General features: G+C 71.9%; 18 protein-coding genes and 1 tRNA gene. 9 read left to right on the top strand and 10 right to left on the bottom strand.

Annotated elements, in window-relative coordinates:
* Positions 1-11: 11 nt before the first annotated feature.
* The 3 genes from EXE51_RS07565 to EXE51_RS07555 form a co-directional block, all read right to left on the bottom strand.
* The gene (locus EXE51_RS07565) at positions 12-932 is read right to left on the bottom strand and encodes an acetamidase/formamidase family protein (RefSeq protein ID WP_049930610.1); all 921 of its coding nucleotides are present in this window, start codon (positions 930-932) and stop codon (positions 12-14) included.
* A gap of 43 nt (positions 933-975) precedes the next feature.
* Positions 976-1,821 (bottom strand): universal stress protein, encoded by an 846-nt coding sequence (locus EXE51_RS07560; RefSeq protein ID WP_049930612.1) that lies wholly within the window; start codon positions 1,819-1,821, stop codon positions 976-978.
* Between the two features lie 133 nt (positions 1,822-1,954).
* Positions 1,955-2,212, bottom strand: a complete 258-nt coding sequence (locus EXE51_RS07555; protein WP_199234034.1) for a hypothetical protein — start codon at positions 2,210-2,212, stop codon at positions 1,955-1,957.
* A gap of 158 nt (positions 2,213-2,370) precedes the next feature.
* Here EXE51_RS07555 and EXE51_RS07550 point away from each other — a divergent pair, with 158 nt between their 5' ends.
* The 3 genes from EXE51_RS07550 to EXE51_RS07540 all read left to right on the top strand — a co-directional run bounded on the left by EXE51_RS07550 (position 2,371) and on the right by EXE51_RS07540 (position 3,425).
* Positions 2,371-2,616 carry a sulfurtransferase TusA family protein gene (locus EXE51_RS07550; protein ID WP_004596950.1) on the top strand — a complete coding sequence of 82 codons (246 nt, stop codon included), beginning with the start codon at positions 2,371-2,373 and terminating at the stop codon, positions 2,614-2,616.
* Positions 2,613-3,002, top strand: a complete 390-nt coding sequence (locus EXE51_RS07545; protein WP_241897863.1) for a DsrE family protein — start codon at positions 2,613-2,615, stop codon at positions 3,000-3,002. Before EXE51_RS07550 ends, EXE51_RS07545 begins: the two co-directional genes overlap by 4 nt.
* A gap of 219 nt (positions 3,003-3,221) precedes the next feature.
* Complete coding sequence (locus tag EXE51_RS07540; protein ID WP_094553004.1) at positions 3,222-3,425, top strand: hypothetical protein; 204 nt, start codon at positions 3,222-3,224, stop codon at positions 3,423-3,425.
* Positions 3,426-3,507: 82 nt separating this feature from the next.
* Here EXE51_RS07540 and EXE51_RS07535 read toward each other — a convergent pair whose 3' ends face one another.
* Both EXE51_RS07535 and psmA read right to left on the bottom strand, forming a co-directional pair.
* Positions 3,508-3,906: a helix-turn-helix domain-containing protein gene (locus EXE51_RS07535; RefSeq protein WP_049930620.1), complete on the bottom strand. Its 399-nt coding sequence runs from the start codon at positions 3,904-3,906 to the stop codon at positions 3,508-3,510.
* Between the two features lie 166 nt (positions 3,907-4,072).
* Positions 4,073-4,849, bottom strand: a complete 777-nt coding sequence (gene psmA, locus EXE51_RS07530) for an archaeal proteasome endopeptidase complex subunit alpha (RefSeq protein WP_176450675.1) — start codon at positions 4,847-4,849, stop codon at positions 4,073-4,075.
* 227 nt (positions 4,850-5,076) lie between these two features.
* On the opposite strand from psmA, the gene EXE51_RS07525 reads away from it, so the two are divergent.
* From EXE51_RS07525 to EXE51_RS07515, 3 genes are read left to right on the top strand one after another with little or no spacing between them, the layout of a single operon-like run.
* The gene (locus EXE51_RS07525) at positions 5,077-6,486 is read left to right on the top strand and encodes a CARDB domain-containing protein (protein ID WP_137692354.1); all 1,410 of its coding nucleotides are present in this window, start codon (positions 5,077-5,079) and stop codon (positions 6,484-6,486) included.
* Positions 6,483-7,358 (top strand): ABC transporter ATP-binding protein, encoded by an 876-nt coding sequence (locus EXE51_RS07520; protein WP_080508558.1) that lies wholly within the window; start codon positions 6,483-6,485, stop codon positions 7,356-7,358. The genes EXE51_RS07525 and EXE51_RS07520 overlap by 4 nt, the downstream gene beginning before the upstream one ends.
* A 13-nt stretch (positions 7,359-7,371) precedes the next feature.
* On the top strand, positions 7,372-8,544 hold the full coding sequence (locus EXE51_RS07515) for an ABC transporter permease (protein ID WP_049930625.1): 1,173 nt from the start codon (positions 7,372-7,374) through the stop codon (positions 8,542-8,544).
* A gap of 61 nt (positions 8,545-8,605) precedes the next feature.
* Here EXE51_RS07515 and EXE51_RS07510 read toward each other — a convergent pair whose 3' ends face one another.
* Positions 8,606-9,106: an HPP family protein gene (locus EXE51_RS07510; RefSeq protein ID WP_086217016.1), complete on the bottom strand. Its 501-nt coding sequence runs from the start codon at positions 9,104-9,106 to the stop codon at positions 8,606-8,608.
* Positions 9,107-9,251: 145 nt separating this feature from the next.
* On the opposite strand from EXE51_RS07510, the gene EXE51_RS07505 reads away from it, so the two are divergent.
* Positions 9,252-9,746, top strand: a complete 495-nt coding sequence (locus tag EXE51_RS07505) for a metal-dependent hydrolase (RefSeq protein WP_137692353.1) — start codon at positions 9,252-9,254, stop codon at positions 9,744-9,746.
* A 69-nt stretch (positions 9,747-9,815) separates the two neighbouring features.
* On the opposite strand, the gene EXE51_RS17530 is transcribed toward EXE51_RS07505, so the two are convergent.
* Positions 9,816-9,969: transfer RNA gene (locus tag EXE51_RS17530), tRNA-Met, on the bottom strand.
* Positions 9,970-10,217: 248 nt separating this feature from the next.
* Here EXE51_RS17530 and EXE51_RS07495 point away from each other — a divergent pair.
* Both EXE51_RS07495 and EXE51_RS07490 read left to right on the top strand, forming a co-directional pair.
* On the top strand, positions 10,218-11,576 hold the full coding sequence (locus tag EXE51_RS07495) for a hypothetical protein (protein ID WP_137692352.1): 1,359 nt from the start codon (positions 10,218-10,220) through the stop codon (positions 11,574-11,576).
* A gap of 106 nt (positions 11,577-11,682) precedes the next feature.
* A complete protein-coding gene (locus EXE51_RS07490) occupies positions 11,683-12,918 on the top strand; it encodes a mechanosensitive ion channel family protein (RefSeq protein ID WP_198943844.1) in 1,236 nt (411 codons plus the stop codon).
* A gap of 65 nt (positions 12,919-12,983) precedes the next feature.
* Here EXE51_RS07490 and EXE51_RS07485 read toward each other — a convergent pair whose 3' ends face one another.
* From EXE51_RS07485 to mutS, 3 genes are all read right to left on the bottom strand, one after another.
* Positions 12,984-13,502 (bottom strand): hypothetical protein, encoded by a 519-nt coding sequence (locus EXE51_RS07485; RefSeq protein WP_049930633.1) that lies wholly within the window; start codon positions 13,500-13,502, stop codon positions 12,984-12,986.
* Positions 13,503-13,585: 83 nt separating this feature from the next.
* A complete protein-coding gene (mutL, locus tag EXE51_RS07480) occupies positions 13,586-15,373 on the bottom strand; it encodes a DNA mismatch repair endonuclease MutL (RefSeq protein WP_137692351.1) in 1,788 nt (595 codons plus the stop codon).
* Positions 15,363-18,230: a DNA mismatch repair protein MutS gene (gene mutS / locus EXE51_RS07475; protein ID WP_137692350.1), complete on the bottom strand. Its 2,868-nt coding sequence runs from the start codon at positions 18,228-18,230 to the stop codon at positions 15,363-15,365. Before mutS ends, mutL begins: the two co-directional genes overlap by 11 nt.
* Positions 18,231-18,383 lie beyond the last annotated feature (153 nt).

Here is an 18,383-nt window from a genome sequence, read left to right as displayed (position 1 = left end):
CGGTAGCCCGGTCAGAACGGGACCGAGAGGTACTCGCTCGGCACCGCGTTCCGTGCCGTCACCTGCGGGTCGACCACCTGACTGATCTCCAAGCCCCCGACGAGGCTGGAGAAGAGATACGCCTCGGTGCGCGAGAAGCCGTGGTGGTGCGCCAGCAGGTCGAGCATGTCGGCGTTCGCCAGCTCGACCGCCCCCTCCAGCGTCTCGGCGCTCGCGAGCGTCTTCACCGCGTCGCCGGTGTCGAGGAGCGGACGGTCGAGCGGCACGGCCGGATCCTCGACCACGGAGAGCGTCGCGTCGACCTCGACCGCGATCTCCGCGCCGGTCCCGCACATCTCCCCGTCCGCCATCGCCGCTTTCGCGTCGCCCAGCGCCAACATGGCGCCCTCCTGAAACACCGGGAAGTAGACGGTCGTCCCCCCGGTCACGTCGGTCGTGTCGAGGTTACCGCCGTGGTCGTCGGGCGTGAGCGTCGAGACCGTCCCGCCGCCGGTGGCGACCCCGATCGTTCCGATCACGGGTTCGATCGGTACGTCGATCCCCTCGAACTCGACCGCCCCGGCCTCCGACTCGTCGGTGTCGACCTCGGTGATCCGCGTCGCGGGGTGGTCGATCTCGGGGTCGTCCTGAAGCAGTCCGAACCCGGGTGCGGTGAGCACACGGCCGCGGTCTTCGGCGACGCGCACGGCCTCGATCTCCACCGCGAGGACGTCGCCGGGGCTCGCGCCGGCTACCGCGATCGGTCCCGTCGCGGCGTTGACCTCTTCCGGGATCGCATCGAGGAGGTCGTCGTCGCGCTGAATCTCGCCGTTCAGACTGTCGATCGTCTCGACCGTCAGCGACTCGCCGTCGGCGGCCTCGTAGACGGGGTCCATCTCCGGACCGAACTCGTAGACGTGGCCGTCGCGGTGTGAGACTGTTTCTCGCGTCATTACGTCCACTTGGGCGCCCCGGTAACAAAAAGCCCGGCCGGCGTCAGCGCGGCGCCGCCGCCTCGGGCGGGACGAGCAGGACGTTGTTCGTCCCGCGCGCGACGATCGACTCCGCGGTGCTCCCGAGGAGGAGCCGCCGGAGTCGGCTCGTCCCGCGCGCGCCGATGAGCGTCGTCGTCGCGCCCACGCGCTCCTCTTCGGCCGTGATCTCGTCGACGGGGTTGCCGGACCTGACGTTGGTCTCGACGTGGAACCCGGTCCGGTCGCCGAGGTCACTCGCAAGCTCGTCCAGCCGCTCCTCGGCGGTCGCCGTCGACTCCGCGTCTCCGCCGCCCACGTGGAGCAGGTACGCCCGCTCGGTCGCGCCCGTCAGCGCCGGGAAGTAGTCGTAGGCGCGCGCCGCGTTCTCGGAGAAGTCGGTGGCGTACAGCACGTCCTGGAACAGGTGTTCCTTCTTGACCGCGTGTCCGTCCGGCGTCTCCTCGATCCGCTCGACGAGCAGCGGCCTGACGGCCGTCCGCGCGACGTTGCGCACGGTGCCGCCGATGAGCCGATTCTGGAGCGGCGCCTGTCCGCGTGACCCGACGACGATCATGTCCGCGTCGAGCCGCTCGGCCAAGCCGTTGATCCGTCGATGCGGCGTCCCGCGGGCGACGTGCGTCTCCACGTCGAACCCCGCGCGCTCGAACACGCTCCGCTGCGGCGCGAGCGCCTCTCGGGCGTCGCTGGCGGCGTCCATCCCCGGCAGCCCGCTGGAGACGTTGTCCGGGACGACCGTCAACAGGTGAACCTCGCTGACACCGATGTTGTCGAGACACTCCAGACAGGTCCGAGACTCGATCGCCGCCTCGTTCGCGTCCGAGAGGTCTGTCGCGAATACGATCCTCATACGCGACTGTTCGTGCTGATAAGTAATATTGTTTTTGTTGTACAATACAAGAGTCTTCGAAGACGGCACAGCGGTCGGCCGGTGACGGCACACTCCGGTTCGGGGCCGGTCGCTGCCGGGGGAGCAACCCGCCTCAGGCGTCCGGGTTGGCCGCCGCCGACGGTCCGTGATCGAGGAGCGGCGAGTCCGCGTTCGCACACTCGTCCCGGCCACAGACGCCGGCGTCGTCGCCCGCTCGCTCGACGCCTGCCGTGAGTCCGCCGATCTGCCAGTCGACGGCGTGCCCCGTCGCGCGCTCGTGGTCGTCGAGCGCGGTCCGCGCCCGCCGGAGCGAGTCGAACGCTTCGTCGTACGCACAGTCGGTACAGCGGACGCGAACGGTCGTCGACATGGCCCTCTCTTCGGTCTCGACCATCGTAAGTGCCGCTATCGGCTACTGGGCCGATCGCCCCGGCGTCGGATTCCCTCGGACGGGACTGTATTGAGACAAATACGCAAGATTAAAACATATGTGTGTAGTATTGTCTTTTGCGCACAAGCTACTAACCCATGAGCACCGAACTCGATATCGCGGAGACGCTGGACGTGAAAGGACTGAGCTGCCCGATGCCTATCGTGAAGACGAAGGGCGCGATCGACGACCTCGCCCCCGGTGAGGTGCTGGAGGTCGTCGCGACCGATCCCGGAAGCGTGAGCGACATCGACGGGTGGGCGACGGGCACCGACGGCGTCACGCTCCTTGAACAGGAGGAGGGCGACGACGTGTACACGCACTACGTCCGCAAGGAAGAATGAGCATGGACGAGATCGGCATCATCGTCTCCAGCGACGACCCGAAGAGCCTCGCGATGGCGACCAACCTCGGCCACGTCGCGCTGACGATGGACACCGACGTGTTCCTTTACTTCACCTTCGACGGACTGACGCACCTGCTGGAGGGCGAGAAAGACCTCTCGTCGGTCCAGCCGCTGCTCGACGAGGGGATGCCGAACCCCTACGACATGCTCGACCAGCTGATCGCCGACGGCGGGGAGGCGGTCACCTCGGTCGCGTGTACGACCACGCTGGACATGCTCCAGTGGGAGCAGGAGGCCATCGACGACGACCTGACGACGCAGTTCGCCGGCGCGGTCACTTTCCTCGAGGCGGCCGAGGAGGCCGACCACGTGTTCACGTTCTGAGCGCCGGCGTCGCGTCGGTCCGCTCCACCCTTCCCGCCGCTGTACGTGTGCCCCTGAGACGTATCGCCGTCCGAAACAACTCTCCCACCGTCCGAACTCCCGCGCCGTCCGAAGCTTGCCACCGCGAGACGTGTCCGACTCGACGTGAGAACGGATCTGTCCTCAATCGGGAGCGTACGGATCACAACTATTTTGGAGAGTACTGGAAAAATCACACACATGCCCTCTGAACAGACCTGTCCGGACTGCGAGGAGCCGCTAGAGGAGATGGAGCTACAGGGAACCGACGCTCTCGGGACGCTCTCCGTGGTCTCCGACGGGTCGAGCGACGGGTTTCTCGGCGGCCTCAGCGCCGACGAGATCCTCACGCCGGTCCCGTACGTGTGCCCCGAGTGCCGGCGGACCCTCATCTACGCGGAATAGCGACCGAAAGTAGCGCGCGAAACTCTGCGACGCCCACCGTCCTCGCGTCGAGTCCGCCTCGTGAGGGGTCTCGGTGCTCCGCTCAGCTCTCGACGGCGGCGCGCTCGGGTTCGTCGTACTTCTCCTCGAACTCGCCGATGAGCTGGCCCATCTTCGCGTACCAGTCGTTGAGCATCCGCTGCATGTCGTCGGCGATCTGGGACGGATCCGTGGGGCTGTACACGTGGTAGTAGCCGCCGTGGTCGTAGTTGATCTGTTCCTTCTGGATGAAGCCGGCGTTCAGGAGGCGCTGGACCGCGCGGTAGGCGGTCGAGCGCTCGCGGTCGACGCGTTCGGCGACCTCGTCGATCGTGAGCGCCTCTTCGGCCGAGACCATCGCTCGGTAGCAGTCCTTGTCCAACTGTTTCAGACCGTGGAAGCACTCGAGTAACCCCTCGCACTCCATGTCTCGTTGGAGCTGTTCGGACATCGAATCGGACATTTTACGTGGTAACTGACGGTTTCCGCCGCAAAAAGTGTTGTGTGTGTCGTACAATCGCGCGCTTCCGAGCCCGGACTCCCGCTCCTCCCGGCGCTGCCCGCGCCGGTCGCTCCCGCCGCGAGGAGGCGCGGCGGAGCGGTTCGGTCCCGGCTCCCGCACGCGGTCGCTACTCGTCGCCGTCGGACGCGTCGTCGTCCGTCTCCTCCGCGTCCTCCTCGTCCGCCGCGAGCCCGGCGGCCTCGACGGCGGCCTCGACCTCGTCGGTCGGGACCGTCCGGAAGCCGTCGGCCTCGGTCACGGTCGCGACCGCGAGGTCGGACGCCTCGAACTCGTCGTCGTGGGCGGCCAAGGCCGCGACCGCGAGTTCGATGCCGTCCTCGAGCGAGAGGTCGTCGCTCCACTCGTCTTCGAGGTGTCCCTGAATGTCCTGCCGGCCGCCGCCGATGACGGTCGCCTTCCACTCGTTGGGCGTACCCGAGGGGTCGGCGGCGAACAGGCGCGGCTCGCCGTCGTCGATGCCGCCGATGAGGAGGGCGGCACCGTACGGGCGCGTGCCACCGCGCTGGGTGTTCTCTTGGATGTGGTCGGTAATGAACTTCGTCAGCGTCTCGACGCCGACGGGCTCGCCGTAGCGGAGGCGGTTCCCCTGCGACTGGCGGCGCGCGAGGTCGATCAGCTGCCGGGCGTCGGCGACGTGGCCGGCGCTCGCGGTGCCGACGTGGTCGTCGAGCTTGTGGAGCTTCTCGATGCTCTCGGCCTCCATCAGCGACGAGGAGGGGCGAGACATCGCGACGAAAACGACGCCGTCGGTCGTCCGGACGCCGACGCTCGGCGCGCCGCGCGAGACCGCCTCGCGGGCGTACTCGACCTGATATATCCGGCCGTCCGGCGAGAACAGCGACGTGCCGCGGTCGTACGCCTGCTGGTCGTTGCCGCCCATCATCGCCGATCACCCGCTCGCGCGGTGTCGCGTTCGGTCATTACCCTCACTTACGTCGGCCCGTTGAAAAAGCATCCGTAACCGGTACGTCTCGGTGGCCGTCGAAACCGCGGGTCCCCGCGGGCCGCGTTCGCCGCCTAGCGGCGGAGTCGAGTTCGCCGACGAAGCGCCGGTAGGAGCCGTCAGCTTCCGTCGCCGACGGATATAACCACGCAGGTCGCGTAGTTATAGTGACATTGACGCCCACACGAACTACAGCCGCGCTGCTGGCCGCGTTAACGGTTCTGTCCGTCGTCGGCGGCGGGTTCGCGGTCGGCGGCGCGGCGGCGGTACCGGACGCGCGGATCACCCTCACCGAGGTCGGCGTGTCTCCGGGCGCTCCGACCGTCGACGAGCGCGCGACCCTGAACGTCACGGTCTCGAACTCCGGCGGCAGCGACGCGGCGGCGAACCTCACGACGGTCCGCGTCCGGGACGCGGACGGCGACGTGCTCGACAGCGCCTCGGGCGTCGGGGCGCTCTCGGCGGGCGACTCGCTGGACGCGACGCTGTGGACGACGTTCAGGGAACCGGGCGAGAAGCGGCTCACCGTCGAGGTCGTCGCGAACCAGTCGACGAGCGGCGAGTTCGTGACTGTCAGCCGCGACGTCGTGTTCGAGGTGCGCCCGACCGAGGTCGCGCTCGACCTCCGCACCCGCGCGCTCGACCCCGAGGACCTCCGGAGCGACGACGAGAGCGAGAGCGCCACCGGCGACCTCGGCATCGGCGGCATCCAGGGCGTCTTCGGCGGGGGCGGCGGGCTCGATACCGGCGACGGCGGTCAGGGCGAGGCGTCGCCGCCGGCCGTCGATTCGCCCGTCGAGGTGACCGTGGTCAACACCGGTACGACGGCCGCCGACCGGATCAGCCTCCGCGCCGTCGGGGCCGCGGTCGACGGTGACGGCGCGGAGACGGTCGACGTCGGCCCGTTCGTCGTCGAGGGCGTGGCGCCCGGCGAGGAGCGACGCGTGATCGTCGATCTCGGACCGCTCGACCGGCGCTCGGACGTGACGGTCACCGCCGCCTTCCGCGCCGACACGGACCGGCGGAACGATCGCGGCGCCGACCGGAGCGCGGAGTCGACGGTGACGTACCCCGTCCGCGAGGCGACGCCGACCGTGACCGACGCGACCGTGCGCGAGACCGCTGACGGTGTCGTCGTCGACGCCAACCTCGGCAACGCGGGGAGCGGCGAGATGACCGGTGCGGTCGTCTCGGTCGGCGACGCGCCCGGCGTCGCGCCGACCCCCGCGGGCGGCGAGTACTTCGTCGGGACGCTCGGCGCCAGCGACTTCGTCGGCTTCGACGTGACGACCGCGGCGAACGTCACGGTCGCCGAGGAGATCCCGATCCGCGTCACGTACACCGAGCGCGGCGTGCGGTACACGGAGACGTTCTCGGTGGCCGCGCCGGAGCCGGCTACCGACGATCGCGACGGCGGCGGCACCCTCGGCCGACTCGGCGCCGGCGGGCTGGGGACCGTGGGGACGGTCGCGAGCGGCCTCGCGCTCGTCGGCCTCGCCGGGGCGGTCGGCGTCGCGGTCAGGACCGGACGAATCGGGGGACCGACCGGACGACGACGCGACGGGTCGGCGCCGTGAGCCGGAACCGCACGACCGACGAGGCGGAGGATCTTGCGGCCGGTCGGGCGACGAACGGCGCTGCGGCCGACTGGGAGACGAGCGGCGACAGCAATCTCGCTGACGACGACTACGCCGTCGCGCTCCGCGGGGTCGTCAAGCGGTATCCGAGCGGGGGCGGCGAGCCGGTGGTCGCGCTCGACGACGTCGACTTCGCGGCCCGGCCCGGCGAGTTCGTCGCGGTAGTCGGGCCGAGCGGCTCCGGCAAGTCGACGCTGCTGAACGTCCTCGGGCTCCTTGACGACCCCACTTCCGGCCGACGGCTGCTCGGCGACACCGACGTGACGAGCCTCTCCGTCGCGGAGCGAACGCGGGCGCGCAAGGAGTCGATCGGGTTCGTGTTCCAGGACTTCCACCTGCTGCCGACGCTCACCGCCGTCGAGAACGTCGCGATGCCGACGGCGTTCGACCCCGGCGACGCGAGCGACCGGGCCGCGAACCTGCTCGCGCGGTTCGGGCTCGGCGACCGGCTCGACCACGAACCGAACGAGCTCTCCGGCGGGCAGAAACAGCGCGTCGCGATCGCCCGGTCGCTGATAAACGAGCCCGCGGTCCTGCTCGCGGACGAGCCGACGGGGAACCTCGACACCGACACCGGCGAGGCGATCCTCGCCGAGTTCGAGCGCGTCAAGGCCGAGGGGGTCGCCGTCATCGCCGTCACGCACGATCCGCTCGTCGAGGAGTACGCCGACCGCGTCGTCGACCTCACCGACGGCGTGCTGACCGGCGGCTTGCCCGGCGAGTCCGATCCGCACGCCGACGCGGACCGGCGCGGCGGCCGCGACGCCGGCCGGACCGCTCCGGGACCGCAGATGGGCGGTGACCGCGGATGAGCGGTGACCGCGGATGAGCGCCGACGACCGCGCACCGGGGGGCGCCGCCGGCTGGCTCCGCGGCTGGCGCCCCGCGGTGTCGATGGCGTCGCGGAACCTCCGACGAAACCGGGTCCGGACCGTGCTGGCGGTCCTCGGGGTCTGTATCGGGGTCCTCGCGGTCGCGGCGCTCGGCATCTTCGGGAACGTGCTGGCGCTGGGCGCGGACGACGCCATCGGCGATATCGGCACGCAGGTCGTCGTGTCGCCGAACACCGACGCCGGCGTGGAGTCGCTGTCCGACGCGGACATCGCCTCGATCCGCCGGGCGGTCGGCGAGCCCGCAGTGATCCCGCTGTACTCCGACAGCGCCACGGTCGCGCGGCAGGGCGACCAGACGTTCGCGACGGTGTACGGGGTCGAAGAGCCCGCGCTGGCGTACGAGGCAGCCGAGGGGCGACTCCCCGAGCGGCACCGACAGGGCGCGATCCTCGGCGCGGGGATCGCCGAGGACCTCGGCGCCGGCGCGGGCGACACCGTCGAGATCGCCGGCTCGCAGGTCCGCGTCATCGCGGTGTTGGTCGAGAGCCAGACGTTCAGCCCGGTCGCGCCCGACGACGCGGTGTACCTCCCCGAGTCGGCGTTCTCGGCCGACGGCTACGCGCAGGCGCTCGTCGTCTCCGACACCGGCGCCGAGGCGCGGGCGGCCGCGGACGCCATCCGCGAGGAGGTGAACGCCCGCGAGGACCGGGTGGAGCTGTTCGAGCTGGCCGCCCTCGTCGACGAGATCAACGAGTTCTTCGGCCTCCTCTCGACGTTCCTGCTCGGGCTCGGCGCGATCTCCCTCGTCGTCGCCGGGGTCTCGATCCTCAACGTCATGCTGATGAGTACCGTCGAGCGCCGGCAGGAGATCGGGGTGATGCGCGCGGTGGGCGTCGCTCGCCGCGACGTGTTGCGCGTCCTGCTCGCGGAGGCCGGGCTGATCGGCGCGGCCGGCGCCGCGGCCGGCACCCTGCTCACCGTCCTGCTCGTCGCGGGCCTGGTCCTCGCGACGCCCGCCGTCGACACGGCGCTCGTGCTCGACCGTACGAACGCCTACTACCTCCTCTTGGCGCTCGGCTTCGGCGTCGGCGTGGGGCTCGTCAGCGGCGCGTACCCCGCGTGGAAGGCGGCCAACGAGCGGCCCGTCGAGGCGCTTCGGAGCTGACGCGGTCGCCGACATCCACAGCCGAGCGTCCGCGGGACCCCTCGCGACGGTCCGACCGGATCTACTCCAGTCGGCGGTCGCGGAACGCGCGGATCACGTCCTGACGCGCGATGATCCCGATGATACGGCCGTCGTCGTCGACGACGGGCACGCGGTTGATGTCGGGGTCGTCGCCGACGAGCAGGTCCAGCACGTCGTCGACGCTCACGTCCGGCGTCACGGTCGCCACGTCCGCGCTCATCACCTCGGAGACGGGTCGGTCCGCGTTGCGGAGCATGTCGACGCCCAGATCGAGGTCGGCCCACGGGCGCTTCACCTGATACGAGAGGGTGTCCACGAACGGAGGGAGTCCGACGGGGATCCACAGCGTCTCGTCCTCCGGCTCGAACAGGTCGACGAGGTCGGACTCGGTGACGATCCCGACCACCCGCTCGTCCTCGTCGACGACCGGGAACCCGCTGAACTCGTACCGAGCGAACCGCTTGAACGCGTCGGCGACGTCGTCGTCCGGCGAGACCGTCTTCACGTCCGGCTCCATCAGGTCGCGGGCGGTCAGTGTCATACCGGAGCGTCACGGCGGGAGGCCGTAGGCGTTTCGCCCCGACAACGCGACGGGACCGCGAACTCCGCGGACGCGTCCGGAGACGCGCCGTGGGGGGTCGCGTCTCGACGTAACGGACTTACGGACCCGGAACGCAGTCGTCAACATGTACCGGAAGGGACACGTCGGGGCCTCGCTCGTCGTCTACGCCCCGTTCGGGTTTCTCGTCACCGCCCTCCTCTCGATAGAGGCCGGCCTCGTCGGCGCCGCCGGCGTCGTCTCGACGGCGATGGTCCCCGACCTCGACATGCGAGTTCCCGTCGTCAGGCATCGGGGGATCACGCACACCGTCTGGTTCGCGCTGTTCGTCGGAGTCGTCCTCGGGGGCGTCGGGCTGGCGGTCGGGCTTCAGCGCGGACTCGCCGAGGCGCTGCTGTTCGGCGCCGCCGCGTTCCTGTTCGGCGCCGTGATGATCGTCTCGCACATCCTCGCGGACGCGCTCACACCGACGGGCATCCGACCGTACGCGCCCGTGCGAGACACCGAGTATTCGCTCGACCTGTTCACCGCGGCGAATCCCTTCGCGAACTACGGACTGTTGGGACTGGGCGGCGTCGTCGTCGCGGTCGCGCTCGTCGCCGGCGAGGCGGTTCCGGTGTAGCACTCGATCCGGCGGCGACGGCGGACGGATCGGCGGGGCCGGCGCTCGCCGACCGGTCGGTCGTAGAAATGGCCGGGGTGGGCTCCGAACCCACGATCTCCGCATGTCCCAGGTCCGAGGCTCGGCGGAGCCACGGGAAGGACGCGGACGCTTCCAAGGCGTCACCGCACCGAATCTCCGAACCCTATGAGTGCGGCGCTATGTCCAGCTAAGCCACCCGGCCTCACCTTCTCGTACCGCGATGAGACCCTTTAACCTTCCCATCCGTCGGAGGGTTGTGAACCGATCGCAGATCGCCGCGGCCGGTCGCCTTCGGGAGGATCGCTTCGGGGGCTGTCGCTTTCGGGGGCGATCGCTCCCGCCTCGGGCCGGCGGCGCGGGCGGCGCGTCGGGAGCGCGGTGAACGCGGTGACTGGGCTCGATCGACCCCGAGCCAGCGGATTTATGCCGGGCGCGGCGTATCTCCGGCGTATGAGCCTTCCCGACCTGCTCGCGGGGACCGTCGGCGACGAGGACGTCGTCGCCGAGGTGCCGTTGGGCGGCGACGATCGACTCGCGGTCACGCCCACCCGGACCCTCGTCTACCGCGGCGACGGACTCCTGTCCGACGAGTCCGTCGACGAGTACGGCCACGACGTCGAGCGAATCGAGGTCTCGACGGGACGCCGCAAGGCGAAGATCACCCTCGGGTACGGCCTCGACGGCGACGAGACGCTCTCGGTACCGACCAAGCGCGTCGACGATGTCCTCCACCCGATCCTCGCGGGCGTCCTCTCCGCGAGCGGCGTCACCGGCCCCGGCGAGACGGTCGTGCGCACCTTCCGCTTCTCGGAGCTCACCCTGATCGTCACCAGCGAGCGACTGGTCAAACACGTCGGCTCGGCGGTCTGGGACCCCGAGTTCGAGGAGTTCGGCTACGACGACCTCACCGGGCTCGACTTCGAGGAGGGGACCGTCGCCACCGCGGTCGTCCTCGTCCACGACGGCCGCTCGGAGCGGTTCAAGGCCCCGAACGAGTCCGCCCGGGCGGTCCGGGAGACGCTCGCCGACGCGGTGTGCTCGTTCCACGGCGTCGACAGCTTAGAGGAGTTCCGCGTTGCCGCCGCTGAGGCCGAGGAGGCGGCGTCCGACGCCGAACAGACCGGCACGACCGACTTCGGCGAGGGGCCGGACCCGCTGTCGGCTTCCCCGGCCGCCGACGCCGAGGCGGACGCCGACGCGGCGCCCGGCGCCGAGGCGGAGCCAGACTCCAGCGGGCTCGGAACGGAACCGAAGGGCGCGGGCGGACGCGACTCCGCCGGGGGGTCGGAGTCGCTCGCCGGGGGCGACGGGCCCGGAGCGACGACCGAGAGCGCGGAGTCGGCGTCGGTCGGATCGCCGGAACCGAGCGGCGGCAGCGACCCGCTCGACGACCCGCTCGCCGCGGACGCCGCCGTCGACGACGCGGCCGAGGACCCTCTCGCGGGAGACGCGGGCGCGACGGAGTCGACGGGCCCCCTAGCGGGAGACGAGGCCGGGGCGGAGTCGACGGACTCCCCCGCCGGCGACGCGCCCGAAGCCCCGGCGGAAGGCGCCGAGCGAGGGGCCGGAGGCGAGCCCGCGGCGGCGGTCGGCGAGGAAGCGGTCGCGGCGGACGGCGAGACCGACGGCGTCGTCCCGGACGACGACGCGTTCGACGGCTCGCCGTTCGAGAGCGCCGGCGTCGAGGACGCGGACCTCGCGAGCGAGGTCGCCGCGCTGCGGCGCACGGTCGAGGCGCAGTCCGAGCGCCTGGACCGGCAGTCGACGCTCATCGAACAGCTGATCGAAGAGCTCCGACGCGGCCGGTGACCGGGAGCAGGGCAGTCGCGGCCTCCTTCCCCGCAGCGGTCGTGCCGATTCTCTCCGCTGAGACTCGCGTCGGATCCGTTAACCGAGCGGCGGCGAACGTCAGACCGTGATAGGCGGACTGGGAACGCGGATCGGCGCGGTGTTGAGCGACGTATCGAGCACGGAGGGGCGGCTGGCGGTCACCGCGGCCATCGCCCTCGCGACGCTCGGCGTCGGCTGGCTGCTGCTGCCGCGGGCGGTCCGCGCCGGCGAGCAGACCGTCACCGACTGGGTCGGGCGGCTCCTCGACGAGCGGCTGTCGGAGTCGACGGAGGGCGCGGTGGAGACGCTGCGGGAGGGGATCCCCGCGTCGTTCCTCCTGCGGCTCGCGGTCGGACTCCTACAGCTCGCGCTGTTCGCGCTCGCGGGCGTCGCCGTGCTGACGCTGTGGGGCCGGTTCGCACTCGTGGTCGCGGTGCTGCCGCTCGTGGAGAACGCCGCCCGGGTCGGCGGGCAGGTGATCGCCTCGGCGCTGCTGCTCGGCGGTGCGTACGTCGTCAGCGACGTGGTGGAGACGTACGTCGGCGAGCTGTCGGCGGACAGCGACCGGATCACCGCCCACCAGGAACAGCTGCTCACCCGGCTCGCACAGGTCGGCCTGCTCGTGCTCGCGCTGATAACCGTCCTTGGCATCTGGGGCGTGAACCTCGGCGGCCTCCTCGTCGGGGCTGGGTTCCTCGGGATCGTCCTCGGGATGGCGGCCCGGCAGACGCTGGGCTCGCTCATCGCCGGCTTCGTGTTGATGTTCGCCCGCCCCTTCGAGATCGGCGACTGGGTGGCGATCGGCGACGAGGAGGGGTTCGTCACCGACATCACGATCATGAACACCCACATGCGCAACTTCGACGGGGAGTACGTCGTGGTGCCAAACGACCTCGTCGCCAATCAGGCGATCACCAACCGAAGCCGGGAGGGGCGCCTCCGGATCCACATGGAGGTCGGGATCGGCTACGACGACGACCCGGACGAGGCCAGCGAGATCGCCGAGGATGTCTTAGAGAACATCGGCGTCATCGCGAACAACCCCCAGCCGTACGCGATCCCGTCCGGATTCGGCGACTCGGCGATCCTGCTCGACCTCCGGTTCTGGATCGACCCGCCGACCCCGCAGGCGCGGTGGCGCTCGAAGGCGCTCGCCGTCGAGCGGATCCAAGAGCGGTTCGCGGACGCCGGCATCTCGATCCCCTACCCGCAGCGGACCGTCTCGTACCCGCCGGAGAAGGCGGCGGCTGACGACACGGTCGAACGCGTCGAACAGACCGACGAAAACGGCGACGGGCGGTCGCGAGACCGACCGGCCTGACGCGCCGCCGCGGCGGCGCTCTCGCTACCCGTCTGGCCCCTTCTGCTACCCGCCGGACCCTCCCGCTACCGGTCGGACGGACCGGTGTAGCCGCTCGGCAGCTCCGACCCGCGGCCGGTGAACAGCCGCTCGAACCGCTCGATCTTGTCCAAGACGTAACTGAGCGCCGCGGTGAGCGAGTCCGCGCCGATCGAGAGCAGGTGGCGCGCCCCCTTCGTGCGGTCGGCGTGGTAGAAGCTGACCTCGCCCTCGGGGTCGGTGTTCCGCTCCGGCATCACCACGAGGTCCTGTCTCGTGGGGCCGTGACGGAAGACGAGCACGTCCGTGAGCGAGTCCGCGCCGTAGGTGACCACGTCGTGGAGGACGCTCCACTTCGGCGGCGTCTCCTCGGCGAGCGCGTCCGCGTCGACGACGTTCCGCATCGTCGTCGCCGCCGAGACGCTCTCCAAGCTCGACGCGCGTCGCTTCCGAAGCCACGCGAGCAGTCGCTCGACGAGGTCGCGGAAGCCGTCCGGCCCCGAGAACCGGCCGGCCGACCGCTCCGCGGGCAGCGACCCCCGCGTCACTTCGGTCCGCTCTCCCATGCGAGTATCCCCGGTCCCATCGCGTTAATAGATATCGGTCGGTACTGTCGATCGCCTCGCCGCGGGGCGACCGGCCTCGCGGCTCAGCGGTCCCGACCGAACCCGGCCGCGACCGTCTCCTCGTCGACCGAGAGGACGGTCGGCCGGCCGTGCGGACAGGCGTACGGGCGGTCGCACTCGCCGAGACGGTCGAGCAGCCCCCGGAGGTCGTCGCGAGCGAGGTCCGAGAACTCGCCGCGCTTCAGCGACGGGTGACACGCCAGGTCCGCGAGCAGGTCGTCGCGCGCGTCTCGCGCCGTCCTCGGGTCCGCCCCGACGAGCGCGGCGAGCGCGTCGCGGAAGGCGTCGGCGTCGGCGGTCCGGCCGAACGGCGCCGGGACAGTCCGGAGGCGACGCGTGCCGCCGCCGAACGCCTCGGTCTCGAAGCCGAGCGCGGCGAGGTCGTCCGCGTGCGCCCTCGCGGCCGCCGCCTCGTCGGTCGACAGCGAGACGGTCGTGGGCGGGTCGAGCGGGGCCGTCGGCACCGGCTCGCCGTCGAACGCGCGGGCCAGCCGCTCGTAGTTCACCCGCTCGTGGGCCGCGTGGCCGTCGATCACGAGGAGCTCGTCGCCGGCCTCGACGAGGACGTACAGGTCGCGGAACGTGCCTATCGGCACGGCGTCGGCGAACGCGCCGGGCCGCGAGCCGTCGTCCGCGCCGACCGGATCGAGGGCGCCGTCGAGGTCGGTGGCGACGTCCGCGGCCCGCCGGAGGTCCGCGCCGGTGAGCGCGTCCTCGACGACCGACGCGACCGCGTCGGCGACCGCGTCGGCGTCGCGGAGCCCCACGTCCCGCTTCGCCGGGTGGACGTTCGGGTCGACCCGAGCGGGCGGCAGCGACACGTCGACCGCGGCCACCGGCTCGCGGCCGTCGGGGAGGAGCCGCCCGTAGCCGTCGCGGACCGCGGCCGCGAGCCGGTCGTTCCGGACCGGGCGGCCGTTCACCGAGACGCGGACGTGATCGCGGGAGGACCGGGTGATCGACGGGTACGCCAGCGTGGCCGAGACCTCGACGCCGACGGCGTCCGCGTCACCCCCCCTGCCGGGCGGCGCGTCGACGCTCGCGGCCACCGTCGTCGACCGGCTCGCGGTGTCGCGGTCGTACACGCCGAGCAGCGCGTCCGTGCGGTCGGTCCCCGGCGTCGACAGCGTCGTCGACCCGTCGTGGTCGAGCGTGAACGCCACCGACGGGTTCGCCAGCGCGTAGTCGGCGACGAGCGAGGAGATCCGCGCGAACTCCGCGTTCGCCCCCGCGAGTGACTCCCGACGCGCCGGCCGGGTCGCGAACAGGTCCCCGACGAGGACCGTCGTCCCGCGGGCGCGGCCCGCGGGTTCGACGCTGACGCCGTTGGTCGAGTCGGACGCGCTCGACCGGTTCCCCCGGTCGGCGGTCCCGTCGACGACGACGCGGGTGCCGACCCCGTCGCCGGAGCTCGTGACGACCTCCAGCCGGGCGGCCTCGGCGATCGCCGCGAGCGCCTCGCCGCGGAACCCCAGCGACGGGACGCCCACCGGGTCGCCGTCGGGCGCCAGCTTGCTCGTCGCGTGGCGCTCGACGGCCCGGGCCGCGTCCGCGCGGGCCATGCCCCGACCGTCGTCCGCGACGCGGATCCGGTCGGTGCCGTCGCCGTCGACCGCGACGTCGATCCGCGAGGCGCCCGCGTCGAGCGCGTTGTCGACGAGTTCGCCGACGACGCGGGCGGGTCGAGTGACGACCTCGCCGGCCGCGATCCGGTCGACGGTCGCCGGGTCAAGCCGACGGACGCGACTCTCGCTCTTGGACCGATCACCGGTACCCGACCGGCCGCGCTCGCCGTCTCGCTCACCCGTCATCGCCGACTCGCGACTGGAGGTCGTGGAGGGCGTTCAGCGCCTCGATCGGCGTCATCCGCGCGAGGTCGAGGTCGCGAAGCTCCGCGGCGAGGCCGGGAGGCGCGCCGGCGGCAGGCCTGTCGTCGTCGCCGCCCGTCGGCTCCGCCCGCTCGCTTTCGGGCGGGGTGTCCGCCTCGGACCCGGATCGGCTGCCGTCCTCCGACGCCTCCTCCGCGAGGAACTCGCGCAGCGACGCGTCGCCGTCCCGGTCGCCCTCTGCCTCGCCCTCGCCCGACCGGTCCGCCGGGTCGACCGCGTCCTCGCGTCCGGCTCCGCTCGCCGCCCGCCACCGGTCCGCCTCCTCCGCGGCGACGAGGTCGCGGGCGCGGTCGACGACCGCCCCCGGGATCCCGGCGAGCTCCGCCACCTCGACGCCGTACGACGACGACGAGGCGCCCGGCACGACCCGGTGGAGGAAGGTAACGTCGCCGTCTTCCCGGGTGGCGGTGAAGTGGAGGTTGAAGACGCGCTCTCGCTCGTCGGCGAGGTCGGTGAGCCCGTGGTAGTGCGTCGCGAAGAGCGCGGTCGCGCCCAGCTCGTCGTGGAGGAACTCGGCGGCCGCGCGGGCGATGGCGCGCCCGTCGGTCGTGGCCGTGCCCCGGCCGACCTCGTCGAGGAGGACGAGCGAGTCGGGGCCGGCGTCGTGGAGGATCTCCGTCAGCTCGCTCATCTCTCGCATGAACGTCGACTGGCCGCCCGCGATGTCGTCGGAGGCCCCGACGCGGGTGAACACCCGGTCGAAGACGGGGAGCGTGGCGGCCTGCGCTGGAACGAACGACCCCGTCTGCGCGAGCACGACGGCGAGCGCGACCGACCGCATGTACGTCGATTTCCCGCTCATGTTCGGCCCGGTGATCACGGCGACGGAGCCGCGCGGGAGGTCCGCGTCGTTCGGGACGAACGCGTCCTCGGCCCGCTCGACGACCGGGTGTCTGCCGCCCTCGATCTCGACGCCCGCGGTGGCCGCCCCGTCCGCGTCGGGGGACTCGTCGACGCCCTCCCGCAGTTCGGGCCGGACGTAGTCGTGTTCGACCGCGACCGCGGCGAGCGACGCCAGCGCGTCGAGTTCGGCGAGCGCGTCGGCGAGGGCCTGGATCCGCTCGGTCTCGGCCGCGACGCGCTCGCGGACGTCGACGAACAGCTCGTACTCCAGCGCGTCCGCGCGCTCTGCGGCCCCGACGATCTCCTCTTCGCGCTCCTTCAGCTCCGGCGTGACGTAGCGCTCGCTGTTCTTCAGCGTCTGCCGACGCCGGTAGTCGTCGGGGACGCGGTCGAGGTTCGCGTCCGTCACCTCGATGTAGTAGCCGTGGACCTGGTTGTGGCCGACGGACAGCGAGTCGATCCCGGTGCGTTCGCGCTCGCTCGCCTCCAGATCCGCGACCCACTCGCGGCCCTCGCGCTCGGTGGCGCGCAGGTCGTCGAGATCGCCGTCGAACCCCTCGCGGATCACCCCGCCCTCGGTGATCTCCTGTGGCGGATCGGTCGCGATCGCGTCGTCGATCAGCCCGCGGACCCCGGCCAGCTCGTCGAGCCGGTCACCGAGGTCGCGGAGGTGCTCGGTTCGGGGGAGGGCGGGGTCGTCGGTGGTGTGGCGTTCCTCTCCCCCCGCGCCCGCCAGCGTCGCCTTCAGGTCGGGGACGACGGCGAGCGTCCGGTGGAGCGAGCGCAGGTCGCGGGCGTCGGCCCGCCCCCGCGAGACGCGGCTCACCAGCCGTTCGAGGTCGTAGGCGGTCGCGAGCGCGTCGGCGACCCCCTCGCGAGCGAGGCTCCGGTCGGCGAGTTCGCCGACCGCGTCGTGGCGGCTCCGGATCGCGTCCGCGTCGACGAGCGGGCGCCGGAGCCAGCGCTCCAGACACCGTCGCCCGAGCGCGCAGTTCGTCTCGTCGAGCGCGTCGAACAGCGTGTCGCTCGCGCCAAGCCCCCGGTTCTCGAACAGCTCCAGGCTGCGCTGGGCCGCCGCGTCGAGCCGGAGCCGGTCGCGGGGGTCGTACCGCCGGACCCGAGTCACGTACGAGAGCGGGCCGTCGTCACCCTGCGTGTACTCGGCGTACGCGAGCACCGCGCCGGCCGCCCGCAGCTCCGCGTCCGCGTCGAAGCGCCGCTCGGGCGCGGGGAGGTACGGCTCCAGCCGCTCGGTCGCAGTCCGGCGGTCGAAGGCGCCGGCGTCGTAGTCGTGCGTCGTCCACCCGCGCTCCGCGTCGCTCGGCTCGAAGGCCGGCGCGTCCGGCCCCGCGATGAGTTCGGCCGGGGCGATCCGGTCGAGTTCGCCCGCGACCGCGTCCGGACCGCCGGACGTGACGAGGCACTCGCCGGTCGAGACGTCGACCGCGGCGAGCCCGACGGTCGTCTCGGCGGAGTCGTCGTCTTCGGCCGCCACCGCCGCGACGTAGTTCGTCGTCCCCGACTCGAGGAGGTCGTCCTCGACGACGGTCCCGGGCGTGATCACCTCGGTGACGGCGCGGTCGACGAGCCCCGACGCCTGCGCAGCGTCCTCGACCTGGTCGCCGAGCGCGACGCGGTAGCCCGCGTCGAGTAGCGACTCGAGGTAGGGGGCCGCGTTGTCGATCGGGATCCCGGCCATCGGGTAGTCGCCGGTCGAGTCGGACCGCTCGGTCAGCGTCACCTCGCAGACGCGGGCCACGGTCTCGGCCGCCTCGCAGAACGCCTCGTAGAAGTCGCCGACCTGAAACAGGACGAGGGCGTCCCCGTGGGCCGCACAGAGGTCGGCGTACTGCGAGAGCATCGGCGTGAGATCCTCGCGGGCGGCGGCGATCCCGGGCGGTAGCCCCGTCACCGTCTCCCTGTCCGCCGGTTCCATACGCCGTACCCGGGCGGCCGCGGTGATAAACGGTGCGGAGGCGAGGAGCGGCAAGCGAGTGGGGCCGCGAGGGAGCGAGCGGAGGCGGCGGGCGACGCGAACGCCGCCCCCGACGTGACCCCCGCCTCGCCGGACGGCCGCCGTCGGGACTCT

The organism is Halorubrum sp. CGM5_25_10-8B (genome assembly GCF_005435095.1).
GTDB classification, from domain to species: Archaea; Halobacteriota; Halobacteria; order Halobacteriales; family Haloferacaceae; genus Halorubrum; species Halorubrum ezzemoulense.
Note: the sequence above shows the minus strand (reverse complement) of the source record. Positions and strands in the feature narration are given on the sequence as shown.

What these genes read in the sequence shown, in the direction of transcription:
- EXE51_RS07555 (WP_199234034.1), bottom strand. Translation starts at nt 2,212, where the DNA reads ATGTCGACGACCGTTCGCGTCCGCTGTACCGACTGTGCGTACGACGAA.
- EXE51_RS07495 (WP_137692352.1), top strand. Translation starts at nt 10,218, where the DNA reads ATGAGCCTTCCCGACCTGCTCGCGGGGACCGTCGGCGACGAGGACGTC.
- EXE51_RS07485 (WP_049930633.1), bottom strand. Translation starts at nt 13,502, where the DNA reads ATGGGAGAGCGGACCGAAGTGACGCGGGGGTCGCTGCCCGCGGAGCGG.
- EXE51_RS07535 (WP_049930620.1), bottom strand. Translation starts at nt 3,906, where the DNA reads ATGTCCGATTCGATGTCCGAACAGCTCCAACGAGACATGGAGTGCGAG.
- psmA (WP_176450675.1), bottom strand. Translation starts at nt 4,849, where the DNA reads ATGATGGGCGGCAACGACCAGCAGGCGTACGACCGCGGCACGTCGCTG.
- mutL (WP_137692351.1), bottom strand. Translation starts at nt 15,373, where the DNA reads ATGACGGGTGAGCGAGACGGCGAGCGCGGCCGGTCGGGTACCGGTGAT.
- EXE51_RS07540 (WP_094553004.1), top strand. Translation starts at nt 3,222, where the DNA reads ATGCCCTCTGAACAGACCTGTCCGGACTGCGAGGAGCCGCTAGAGGAG.
- EXE51_RS07560 (WP_049930612.1), bottom strand. Translation starts at nt 1,821, where the DNA reads ATGAGGATCGTATTCGCGACAGACCTCTCGGACGCGAACGAGGCGGCG.
- EXE51_RS07510 (WP_086217016.1), bottom strand. Translation starts at nt 9,106, where the DNA reads ATGACACTGACCGCCCGCGACCTGATGGAGCCGGACGTGAAGACGGTC.
- EXE51_RS07545 (WP_241897863.1), top strand. Translation starts at nt 2,613, where the DNA reads ATGAGCATGGACGAGATCGGCATCATCGTCTCCAGCGACGACCCGAAG.
- EXE51_RS07505 (WP_137692353.1), top strand. Translation starts at nt 9,252, where the DNA reads ATGTACCGGAAGGGACACGTCGGGGCCTCGCTCGTCGTCTACGCCCCG.
- EXE51_RS07565 (WP_049930610.1), bottom strand. Translation starts at nt 932, where the DNA reads ATGACGCGAGAAACAGTCTCACACCGCGACGGCCACGTCTACGAGTTC.
- EXE51_RS07515 (WP_049930625.1), top strand. Translation starts at nt 7,372, where the DNA reads ATGAGCGCCGACGACCGCGCACCGGGGGGCGCCGCCGGCTGGCTCCGC.
- mutS (WP_137692350.1), bottom strand. Translation starts at nt 18,230, where the DNA reads ATGGAACCGGCGGACAGGGAGACGGTGACGGGGCTACCGCCCGGGATC.
- EXE51_RS07550 (WP_004596950.1), top strand. Translation starts at nt 2,371, where the DNA reads ATGAGCACCGAACTCGATATCGCGGAGACGCTGGACGTGAAAGGACTG.